This window comes from Faecalibacterium sp. i25-0019-C1 (assembly GCF_042854225.1).
Taxonomy (GTDB): domain Bacteria; phylum Bacillota; class Clostridia; order Oscillospirales; family Ruminococcaceae; genus Faecalibacterium; species Faecalibacterium taiwanense.
This window is the reverse complement of sequence record NZ_AP031428.1, coordinates 2,866,835-2,876,947: the sequence shown is the minus strand read 5'-3', so window position 1 is coordinate 2,876,947 and position 10,113 is coordinate 2,866,835. Positions and strand designations below refer to the sequence as shown.

The 10,113-nt window shown below is 58.7% G+C and carries 8 protein-coding genes; all 8 read left to right on the top strand.

Annotation, left to right across the window (positions count from 1 at the left end):
- The first annotated feature begins 256 nt into the window (after positions 1-256).
- Positions 257-391: a 50S ribosomal protein L34 gene (gene rpmH / locus ACGHUK_RS14130; RefSeq protein ID WP_005924258.1), complete on the top strand. Its 135-nt coding sequence runs from the start codon at positions 257-259 to the stop codon at positions 389-391.
- Between the two features lie 213 nt (positions 392-604).
- Positions 605-1,015, top strand: coding sequence for a ribonuclease P protein component (gene rnpA / locus ACGHUK_RS14125; RefSeq protein WP_097774098.1), 411 nt, complete (start codon positions 605-607; stop codon positions 1,013-1,015).
- Positions 1,012-1,326 carry a membrane protein insertion efficiency factor YidD gene (gene yidD / locus ACGHUK_RS14120; protein WP_097774097.1) on the top strand — a complete coding sequence of 105 codons (315 nt, stop codon included), beginning with the start codon at positions 1,012-1,014 and terminating at the stop codon, positions 1,324-1,326. Before rnpA ends, yidD begins: the two co-directional genes overlap by 4 nt.
- Positions 1,327-1,420: 94 nt before the next feature.
- Positions 1,421-2,482 (top strand): YidC/Oxa1 family membrane protein insertase, encoded by a 1,062-nt coding sequence (locus tag ACGHUK_RS14115; RefSeq protein WP_242960033.1) that lies wholly within the window; start codon positions 1,421-1,423, stop codon positions 2,480-2,482.
- Positions 2,483-2,499: 17 nt separating this feature from the next.
- Positions 2,500-3,663: an RNA-binding cell elongation regulator Jag/EloR gene (gene jag, locus ACGHUK_RS14110; RefSeq protein WP_338427831.1), complete on the top strand. Its 1,164-nt coding sequence runs from the start codon at positions 2,500-2,502 to the stop codon at positions 3,661-3,663.
- Positions 3,664-3,965: 302 nt separating this feature from the next.
- On the top strand, positions 3,966-5,777 hold the full coding sequence (locus ACGHUK_RS14105) for a 5'-nucleotidase C-terminal domain-containing protein (RefSeq protein ID WP_349137350.1): 1,812 nt from the start codon (positions 3,966-3,968) through the stop codon (positions 5,775-5,777).
- Between the two features lie 220 nt (positions 5,778-5,997).
- Positions 5,998-7,368 carry a tRNA uridine-5-carboxymethylaminomethyl(34) synthesis GTPase MnmE gene (gene mnmE, locus ACGHUK_RS14100; protein ID WP_390574548.1) on the top strand — a complete coding sequence of 457 codons (1,371 nt, stop codon included), beginning with the start codon at positions 5,998-6,000 and terminating at the stop codon, positions 7,366-7,368.
- Between the two features lie 575 nt (positions 7,369-7,943).
- On the top strand, positions 7,944-9,812 hold the full coding sequence (mnmG, locus tag ACGHUK_RS14095; RefSeq protein WP_390574547.1) for a tRNA uridine-5-carboxymethylaminomethyl(34) synthesis enzyme MnmG: 1,869 nt from the start codon (positions 7,944-7,946) through the stop codon (positions 9,810-9,812).
- Positions 9,813-10,113 lie beyond the last annotated feature (301 nt).

The following is a 10,113-nucleotide window of genomic DNA, read 5'->3' as shown; positions in this document are numbered from 1 at the left end:
ATACATAAGAAAAGCCCCTGCACGGCCGTTGTGGCATGGGCAAAACAGGGCCACAATATCTTGTGGCAAAAGAGTTTTCCACGGCAGAATGGTGAAAAAGTTGAAAATCTTTTCACAAAAAAGTTTGAAGGAAAGCGAAAAAAATGCTTGACAGAACGCCATACTATGCGATATACTGTTGAATTGCAAGCCTGTCCCCAATCTGGGACCACATCAGACCCCATACCGGGGATAAGTTTTTACGGAGGATACAACCATGAAGAGAACTTTTCAGCCCAAGAAGCGTCAGCGCAAGGAAGTTCATGGCTTTCTGACCCGCATGAGCACCAAGAACGGCCGTAAGGTCATCAATGCTCGCCGTGCAAAGGGCCGCAAGAGCCTGACTGTCTGATCCGGCCTTTTATGACGGGATCCGGCGCAGAAATGAATATGCGCACAAAAGACCGCTGATATTGGATTAGCGGTCTTATTTTTTTTTGAAAATTGAAAGAATTTTCGTAAAAATGCCCGCATGGGCTTTCAAAGTCGAAAAATTTTTGATATACTGGCTGAAGAATGCACCCTTCGGGGCGTGTTCTCAGCCACAGAAAGGAGGCGCGGAATCATGCGCTATCGTCCCATCCGCCGCAACAGCGAGTTTGGCAGAGTGTATGCCCGCGGCAAATCCTATGTGAACCCCGGTCTTGTGATGTATGTGCTCAAGACCCGCAGCAAAAAGACCCGCGTGGGTCTGACCGCCACCAAAAAGATCGGCCACGCCGTGCAGCGCAACCGCGCCCGCCGCGTGATGAAGGCGGCCATCGACGAGCATCTGGACTACAACATCGGCGGCTACGATCTGATCTTTGTAGCCCGCGGTATGACCCCGCGGCTGAAGAGCTGGCAGCTGAGCAGCATTGTGGCAAAGCTGTTTGCACAGGCCGGTCTGCCGGATAAGGCCAAACGGCCGGATGCGCCGCCCCCTGCCACCGTGCCCCCGGCACGCAGGGCACAGGCGGAAAAGCCGGACGCATGAACCGCCTGCAGTACATCTGCCGCCGCGCGCTGTGCGTGCCCATCCGGGCCTACCAGTACACTCTCAGCCCATGGATCGGCCGCAGCTGCCGTTTTACGCCCAGCTGCAGCAACTACACCATGCAGGCCATCATGACCCATGGGTGCGTAAAGGGCATCCTGCTGGGGGCATGGCGCATCGCCCGGTGCAATCCCTTCGGCAAATGGGGCTTTGACCCGGTGCCGGAGCCGGGCCGCTGGCAGAACCCTGCCTGCCGGCTGCAGCCCGCAAAGCTGTTTTCCACACGGCACAAGCAAAAGGTGGAAAAGTAAATATGCTTCTTGTGACGCGGTGCACTGTGGGCAGCGTGTCCTACGATAAAAATAACAAGTCCCGTGCCACAGACGGGGCAGAATGGACAAAGGTATGAACTTCTTTTACATCCTGAGCGGTCCTCTCGGCTATGTCATGGAGTGGATCTACAAGCTGCTCCCGAGCTACGGCTGGGACATCATCATCTTCACGCTGCTCATCAACATCGTCAAGATCCCTCTGCAGCTGAGCCAGCAGAAGAGCATGGCTAAAATGTCGGCCTTCCAGCCCATGATGATGGAGATCCAGACCAAGTACAAGGACAAGCCCGAAAAGCAGCAGGAAGAAATGCTCAAGCTGCAGCAGGACTACGGCTATAGCCCCACCGCAGGCTGCGTGCCCATGCTGTTGAACTTCCTTGTCATGTTCGGCGTTATCGGTGTCGTGTACAATCCGCTGGAGCGCATCTTCCACATCAGTGCTGCGGCTCTGACCGCCGCCGGTGAGGCCCTGACCGCCTCCGGCGTCGCCTTTACCGCCATCACCCGCGATACCAACATCATCGCACAGGTGGTTGCTGGCAACGGCGGTGTGCTGGGCTGCTTCAGCGCCGAGCAGATCGCTACCATTACCGAGTTCAGCCAGCACATGAACTTCCTCGGCATCGACCTGACCCGCATCCCCAAGCTGGGCCTTTCTCTGGACATCGTGCTGCCGCTGCTGTCGGTCATCACCATGCTCCTGTCCACCCATATCAGCATGAAGGCCAGCGGCCAGCAGATGCAGGGCAGCATGAAGCTGACCATGTATATGATGCCGCTGATGTACCTGTTCTTCTGCTTCACCTATCCTCTGGCATTCTCTCTGTACTACGTCATTTCCAACATCGTGATGACCGTGCAGACTCAGGTCATGCGCAAGGTGTACGACCCCGATAAGATGCGCAAGGAGATCGAAGCGCAGATCGCAGAAAAGAAAAAGCAGGAAAAACGCGGTGTGAAGAACACTACCGTCAAGGTCACCGATCCCAAGACCGGCAAGACCACGGAAAAGAACCTTTCTGCCAGCGAGATGAACAAGCGCCGTCTGGAGTATGCCCGCCAGCTGGACGAGGAGCGCTACAAGGACGAGCGTACCGTGCCGCTGAGCGAGCTGAACAAGCAGGATAAAGAATAAGAGGAGGATGAACGGTTATGATCCGTAAGCAGGAAGCGACCGGCAAAACGGTCGATGAAGCCCGCGCAAAAGCCTGCGCTCTGCTGGGCGTGCAGGCCGATGATCTGAATGTCAGCTGCGAAGTGCTGGAAATGCCCCAGAAGACTGGTTTTCTGGGCCTGAAGCTCACCCCCGCTAAGGTGTGCGTGAGCGTGGAGGAGCCGGACGCTCCGGCTGCAGCACCCGCTGAGCCTGTTGTTGAGAAAAAGACTCCCGTGCAGGAGGCTGTCAAGGCCGCTCCCGTGGCAGAGGAGCCTGCCGCTGCGGCAGCACAGCCGGAAGCAAAGGCCGAAGAGCCTGCTGCCCCCGCTGCAGAAGCTGCTGCAGAGCGGCCCGCTGCCGAGGAAGAGGAGCCGGAAGTCCCCATCGTGATCGAAGAGAACGCTAAGATCAAGGCTGCTGTGGACTACCTGCGTGAGGTCATTGCCCTGATGGGCGTGGAGAATGTCACCTTCAGCGCTGTGCAGAAGGGCGAAGCTACCATCATCCGTCTGGACGGTGAAAAGCTGGGTGCCCTCATCGGCCGCCGCGGCGAGACCATGGAGAGCCTTTCCTATCTGGCAAGCCTTGTGGCAAACCGTCTGGAGGGCGATTACATCAAGCTGGGTCTGGATGTGGCCGGCTACCGCGATAAGCGCGAGAGCGACCTGACCGCACTGGCACAGCGCATTGGTGCCAAGGTGCGCAAGACCGGCCGCAGCTTTGCCATGGAACCCATGAACCCCTACGAGCGCCGCATCATCCACTCTGCCATCAGCAAGATGGAGGGCGTGCGCAGCGAGAGCAAGGGCGAAGGCCGTGACCGCCGTGTGGTCATCTACTCCACCGCACCCGATGCACAGACCGAGAACACCTATGGCGAGCGCCGTCCCCGCGGCGGACGCGGCAATGGCCGTCGTCCCGGCGGCAGCCGCAATGGCGGCTATCGCGGCGGGAACCGTTCTGAGCATGGCGACCACAATGGAAACCGCGGCGGTTACCGTGGCAGCCGCAATGGTGCACCCCGCGGCCCGCGGCCTTCCGGCGTGCCGGAGCGCACCTATGCACCCCGTGATGCAGAGAATGCAGCACCGGTAGCACCCAAGCGCACCGAGCGCGTGGACGATTTTGCCGATTTCAGCTTTGGCAAGATCGAGCTGTAATACGGAATTACTTTTGAAATCAGGGTCTCCGGAAAATCTGCGGATTTTCCGGAGACCTTTTTTCACGCAAAAAGGATTTTACCAAAATCTAACGCCAAGCTGGTTTCGGGTCGGGCAGCTGTTGCGGTATACTGAGCATAAAAAAGTCATTCTTCTCAAAATTTGGAGAAACTGCCTGTTTTTTGCCGAAATCTTTCTCTTAAATGGCAATTGTAAAACAATTGGTCGAGGATTTATACTGTAGTCAAGAGCGTTCTGTTCGTGAAGAACAGACAGAATGATGAAAAGAGAGGTATTCAACTATGGCTCAGAACAAGATCTCCCGCCGCAGCTTCCTGCGTGGTGCAGGGGCATCCGCAACCATCGCAGCCGCCAGCTGCATGGCACCCTCTGCAGCCGCCTGTGACATCAAGTCTCTGTGGAGCATGGATCTGCAGATCCTTGCTACCAGCGATACCCACGGCAAATTCGACCCCTGGGACTACGCTGCCAACAAGGCAGATGCTTCCGGCAGTGTGGCCCAGCAGGCGACTGCCATCAAGCAGTGCCGCACCCGGAACACGCTGGTGGTGGATGCAGGCGATACCATTCAGGCCAACTCCGCAGAGCTGTTCCTGAACGATGACCTGCATCCCATGATCGCTGCCATGAATGCCATCGGCTATGATATCTGGACCACCGGCAACCATGAGTACAACTACGGCATGGATGTGCTGAAAAAGGTCATGGGACAGCAAAAGGCCAAGGTGCTCACCGGCAACGTTTACGCACCGGACGGCACCCCGCTGGCCGATGGCTACACCATCATCAAGAAGGGCACCGTCAAGATCGGTGTCATTGGCATGGTCACCCCCAACATCATCCGCTGGGATGCCAAGAATCTGGAGGGCTGGAAGGTCACCAACCCTGTGGACGAGAGCCGCAAGATCATCGATAAGATCAAGGATCAGGTGGATGTTCTGATCGGCGTCATGCACATGGATACCGAGAACGAGTACGGTGTCTATGGCTCCGGCGTCACCGATCTGGCCAATGCCTGCCCGGAGTTTGATGTGATCGTGGGCGGCCACGGCCACAGGAGCATCCCCAACATGATGATCAACAACGTGCTGGTGGTGGAGAACAAGAACGCCGGTGCCACCCTGTCCGAGATCCACGTCTATCTGGAGCGCCAGCTGGACGGTAAGTGGAAGGTCGTGAACCGCACCTCTGAAAACCTGCAGATCAAGGAGTACGAGCCCGATCCGGAGCTGACCGCTTTGCTGGCCTCCTACGACACCCGCGCCAAGGAAGACGCTGTTACCCCCATTGGCGAGCTGAAGGGCGGCGATCTGGCCCCCGAAAACGAGATCGACTGCCTGCCGCAGGCCATGGTGCAGGATACCGCGCTGCTGGACTTCATCAACGAAGTGCAGATGTACTACACCGGTGCGCAGGTCTCTGCTACCGCCCTGACCTCCATGACCTCCCAGATGCGCGCGGGCACCATCCGCAAGTGCGATATGGCCAGCATCTACACCTACCAGAACACCCTGTACAAGCTGCAGATGACCGGCGAGCAGCTGCGCCGCTTCATGGAGTGGTCTGCTGCCTTCTTCAAGACATGGAAGCCGGATGAAGTGACCATCGCCTTTGACCCCTCGGTGCGCTACTACCTGTACGATGCTTTTGAGGGTGTCAACTACGAGCTGGACGTCTCCAAGGAGCCGGGCCACCGCATCAAGAACCTCAAGTGGCCGAACGGCAAGGCCGTGAAGGATACCGACACCTTTGTGGTGGCAGTGAACAACTACCGCGCCACCACCCAGCTGCTGACGGCTGCGGACATCTTCCTGCCGGGCGAAGAGCTGCCCAAGCTGTTGGAGATCGATGTGCGCGGCGACGTGGGCGGCATCCGCGAGCTGCTGGGCGAGTACATCCGCACCGTGAAGGGCGGCACCATTGAGCCGCACGTGAACAACAACTGGAAGATCGTGGGCAACAACTGGAAGGCTGCCGATCACCAGAAGGCTGTGCAGCTGCTGCGCGAGGGCAAGCTGGCCCTGAATGAGAATGCCGATGCACGCACGCTGCCTGGCAAGGCCATCACCACGGCGGATATCGCCAAGTTCTAAAAAACAGTTTCCTGTAAAAAGGGGCTTTCCGTGTTGGGACGGAAAGCCCCTTTTTTGTGTGAGAAACGGGCGGATTTTCAACCGTTTCCCGGGAATTGGTTGAAAAAACAGTACCATTCCGCAGCATTTCGTGGTACAATGAAACTGTATTCGTCTCGCTGCTGTGGGCAGATGGGAGCAAGCGGCCAGACCGGGCGCGGAAAGGAAGCCAGAAAAAACCATGCAGGAAACGACCATTGCAGCCATTGCAACAGCGCCGGGCGCAGGCGGCATTGCCGTCGTGCGGCTCTCCGGTGCGGAGAGCTATCCCATAGCAGCCCGGGTGTTCCGCCCGGCCAACGCCGCAAAAAAGGTGGAGGATGCCAAAGGCTACACCGCCATGTACGGCACATTCCGGGAAGGGGACGAAGCCTTTGATGAGGGCGTGGCCCTGTTTTTCCGCGCGCCCCACAGCTATACCGGTGAGGACGTGGTGGAGCTTTCCTGCCATGGCGGCAGCGCCGTGGCCCGCCGTCTGGTGGAAGCCTGTCTTGCTGCCGGTGCGCAGCCTGCCGCGCCCGGCGAGTACACCCGCCGCGCGTTCCTGAACGGCAAGCTGGGTCTGACGCAGGCCGAAGCGGTGATGGATCTGATCTCGGCGGATGGCCGTCAGGGTGCCGCGCTGGCCAATGCCGCGCTGGGCGGTGCGCTGGCAAAGAAGATCAGTGCCCAGAAGGAAGCGCTTACCGCCATTCAGGCTCACCTTGCCGCATGGGTGGATTTTCCCGAAGAGGATGTGCCGGAGCTGGACGGTGACCATCTGCACCGCGTACTGAGTGGGGTAAAGGCAGAGCTGGACGAGTTGATCCATAATTATCAGGCGGATACCGTCCTGCGCGAAGGTGTGGACTGCGCCATTGTGGGCAGACCAAATGCGGGCAAATCCACACTGCTCAACCTGCTGGCCGGGTTCGACAGGGCCATCGTCACGCCGGTGGCTGGCACCACCCGTGACGTGGTGGAGCAGGCGGTGCAGCTGGGGGATATCCAGCTGAATCTGTTCGATACCGCCGGTCTGCGCGAGACCGAAGATGCCATTGAAGCCGAGGGCATCCGCCGCAGCTGGAAAAAGCTGGAGGAGGCAGGCCTGATTTTGGCTGTGTTCGATGGCTCTGAGCCGCCCACGCGGGAAGATCTGGAGCTTGCACAGCGTTGCACAGGCCGTCCAGCCATTGCACTTATCAACAAAGAGGATAAACCGACGCAATTTGACGCAGAGTTGATAGCGCCCTGCTTTGCCATGGTGCTGCCGGTGTGCTGTCAGGAGGAGGAGAGCCGCAAGGTGATCTCCGCTGCGGTGGCCCGCCTGCTGGGTACCAGCCAGATCGACCCCCATGCCGCCAGTCTGTCCGGCCAGCGTCAGCTTTCCGCCGCACTGCGTGCGCGGGACGCTGTGGCCGGTGCACTGGATGCTACCGCAAGCGGCTTTGGGCTGGATGCCGTTTCCGTCTGTGTGGACGACGCACTGGCCGCCCTGTGCGACCTGACCGGTGAGAACGCCTCGGAAGCTGTGATCGAACAGGTGTTTGAACGTTTCTGCGTGGGAAAGTGACGAAGAGCTTCCCGCGCGAAGCGTGGTCGTGTGTTTAAAGTTTGATGCCTTTTGCAAAATGCATCGCCGCCGGGGATGTTCTCTTTTGCGTGCCAAAAGAGAACCAGAAAAGCACCCGCTACTTTCGAGGCGCGGGAGGCACGAATTAAGGGCTACTCGCCCTTAATAATCCCAAAGGAGATGGGTTCCATACAAAAAATCCAAGTCGCTCCGCTAGAGGATTTTTTGTGTTACGCCGATTTGTAGTCGCTTGCGCGACGAGCCATACGGACAAGTTTATGCGTTATCTGCTGCGCGACAGCTGCAGGCTGACAGCAGCAATATGCCGTTTTCTGTTACGACCCTTTCCCGTGAAAAAGTAAATCCGAAAAGTCCGCGGTTGCGCAGCAATGAAAGCCCCAGTGGGGCTTTCAAGCGGCAGAACGGTCTTGCGTTAGCAAGATGGAGGGGCCTCGCCCCGACAAGTTCCGCAGATTTTCCAGATTTGCGAAATTAAAAATAATTTTTCCGCTGAATATGCCCAGAGTGAAACGGAGGGCATTTTAAATCATTTGTTAGAGGAAACCCGAAAGTATATGAACCACTTAGGAGATTATGACGTTATCGTCATCGGTGCCGGTCATGCCGGCATCGAGGCAGCTCACGCCGCCGCAACGCTGGGCGCGAGAACGGCCGTGTTTACCATGAGTCTGGATGCCATTGGCAACATGCCCTGCAACCCCAGCATTGGCGGCACGGCAAAAGGCACGCTGGTACGTGAATTAGATGCGCTTGGCGGCGTGATGGGCCTTGCTGCAGATGCCACCTATCTGCAGAGCCGGATGCTCAACAAGGGCAAAGGCCCGGCGGTGCACGCCCTGCGTGTGCAGACCGACCGCAAGCGCTACCATGAATATATGAAGCATGCCCTTGAGCTGACACCCGGCCTTGCCATCCATCAGGCTGAGGTTGTGAGCATCGAGACCGAGAACGGCCGTGTGAAGGGAGTTGTGACCCAGCTGAACGGGGAATACAGCGCCAAGTGCGTGGTCATTGCCACCGGCACGAACCTTGGCGGCAAAATTTTTGTGGGCGATGCGTGGTACGCCTCCGGCCCGGACGGGATGCACGCCGCTAACGCCCTGACCGACAGCCTGAAGGCTGCCGGGCTGCCGCTGCGCCGGTTCAAGACCGGCACCCCTGCCCGGGTGCACCGCCGCAGCATCGATTTTTCCAAGCTGGAATGCCAGCCCGGCGATCCGGACAATGAGCTACAGCCCTTCAGCTTTATGACCGATGCACCCATGCACAACAAGGTGGAGTGCTGGATCGCCTACACCAACCCCGAGACCCACAGGATCATTCTGGATAACATCCAGCGCAGCCCGCTCTATGGCGGCATGATCGAGGGTGTTGGCCCGCGCTACTGCCCCTCCATTGAGGATAAGGTGGTGCGCTTTGCGGGCAAGGACCGCCACCCCATTTTTGTGGAACCCTGCGGCGAGAACACCGAAGAGATGTATCTGCAGGGAGCCTCCAGCAGCCTGCCGGAGGATGTGCAGAACGCCTTCTACCGCAGCATCAAAGGGTTTGAACACATCGAGATCATGCGCCCGGCCTACGCCATCGAGTACGACTGCGTGGACCCCACCAGTCTGGAAGCCACGCTGGAAAGCAAGGTGGTACGGGGACTGTACGGCGCGGGCCAGTTCAACGGCACCTCCGGCTACGAGGAAGCCGCCGCCCAGGGCCTGCTGGCCGGACTGAACGCCGCCCGCAATGCGCTGGGCAAAGAGCAGCTCATTCTGCCGCGCCACACCAGCTATCTGGGCACGCTGGTGGACGATCTGGTCACCAAAGGGGTCATGGACCCCTACCGCATGATGACCAGCCGCAGCGAGTACCGCCTGACCCTGCGTCAGGACAACGCTGACCAGCGGCTGACCCCCATCGGCAGGGAATACGGCCTTGTGCAGGATGACCGCTGGGCCAAGTACCAGCACACCCAGAGCATTCTGGAAGCGGAGCGCCGCCGCCTGCACGAGACGCATCTGCGCACCGCAGACCTGCGCACCGCCATGGAAGCGGCCGGTCTTGCCCCTGCTGCCGAGGGCGGCATTGCGGAAGAGCTGCTGCGCCGCCCGGAGATCAGCTATCCGCTGCTGGCCGGTGTCATCGGCTGGGGCGAGCAGATCACCCCCATGCTGGCCGAACGGCTGGAGACCGAGATCAAGTATGCGGGCTACATTGCCCGGCAGGACCGGATGATCCGGGACGTGGCCCGGCACGAAAAGACCCTGATCCCAGATGATTTTGAATATTCCGACCTGACCGGCCTGACACTGGAAGCCCGCGAAAAGCTGGCCCGCATCCGGCCGAAGAACCTCGGTCAGGCGGGGCGCATCCCGGGCGTATCGCCCTCCGATGTGGCGCAGCTGAGCATTGCACTGGCAGCGAGGAAGTAAGCCTGCTTCCCGCACAGAGAGTATTCGTGTGGGGCGGGCTTCATGCCTTTTGCAAAATGCATCGCCGCCGGGGATGTTCTCTTTTGCGTGCCAAAAGAGAACCAGAAAAGCACCCGCTACTTTCGAGGCGCGGGAGGCACGAATTAAGGGCTGCTCGCCCCTAATAACCCCAAAGCTGTTGGACTCCATACAAAAAATCCAAGTCGCTTCGCTAGAGGATTTTTTGTGTTCCGCCGATTTCGAGTCGCTTGCGCGACGCGCTGTGCGGATAAGCTTGTGCATTTTCTGCTGCGTGAATGCT

What these genes read in the sequence shown, in the direction of transcription:
- mnmE (WP_390574548.1), top strand. Translation starts at nt 5,998, where the DNA reads ATGCAGGAAACGACCATTGCAGCCATTGCAACAGCGCCGGGCGCAGGC.
- mnmG (WP_390574547.1), top strand. Translation starts at nt 7,944, where the DNA reads ATGAACCACTTAGGAGATTATGACGTTATCGTCATCGGTGCCGGTCAT.
- jag (WP_338427831.1), top strand. Translation starts at nt 2,500, where the DNA reads ATGATCCGTAAGCAGGAAGCGACCGGCAAAACGGTCGATGAAGCCCGC.
- ACGHUK_RS14115 (WP_242960033.1), top strand. Translation starts at nt 1,421, where the DNA reads ATGAACTTCTTTTACATCCTGAGCGGTCCTCTCGGCTATGTCATGGAG.
- ACGHUK_RS14105 (WP_349137350.1), top strand. Translation starts at nt 3,966, where the DNA reads ATGGCTCAGAACAAGATCTCCCGCCGCAGCTTCCTGCGTGGTGCAGGG.
- rnpA (WP_097774098.1), top strand. Translation starts at nt 605, where the DNA reads ATGCGCTATCGTCCCATCCGCCGCAACAGCGAGTTTGGCAGAGTGTAT.
- rpmH (WP_005924258.1), top strand. Translation starts at nt 257, where the DNA reads ATGAAGAGAACTTTTCAGCCCAAGAAGCGTCAGCGCAAGGAAGTTCAT.
- yidD (WP_097774097.1), top strand. Translation starts at nt 1,012, where the DNA reads ATGAACCGCCTGCAGTACATCTGCCGCCGCGCGCTGTGCGTGCCCATC.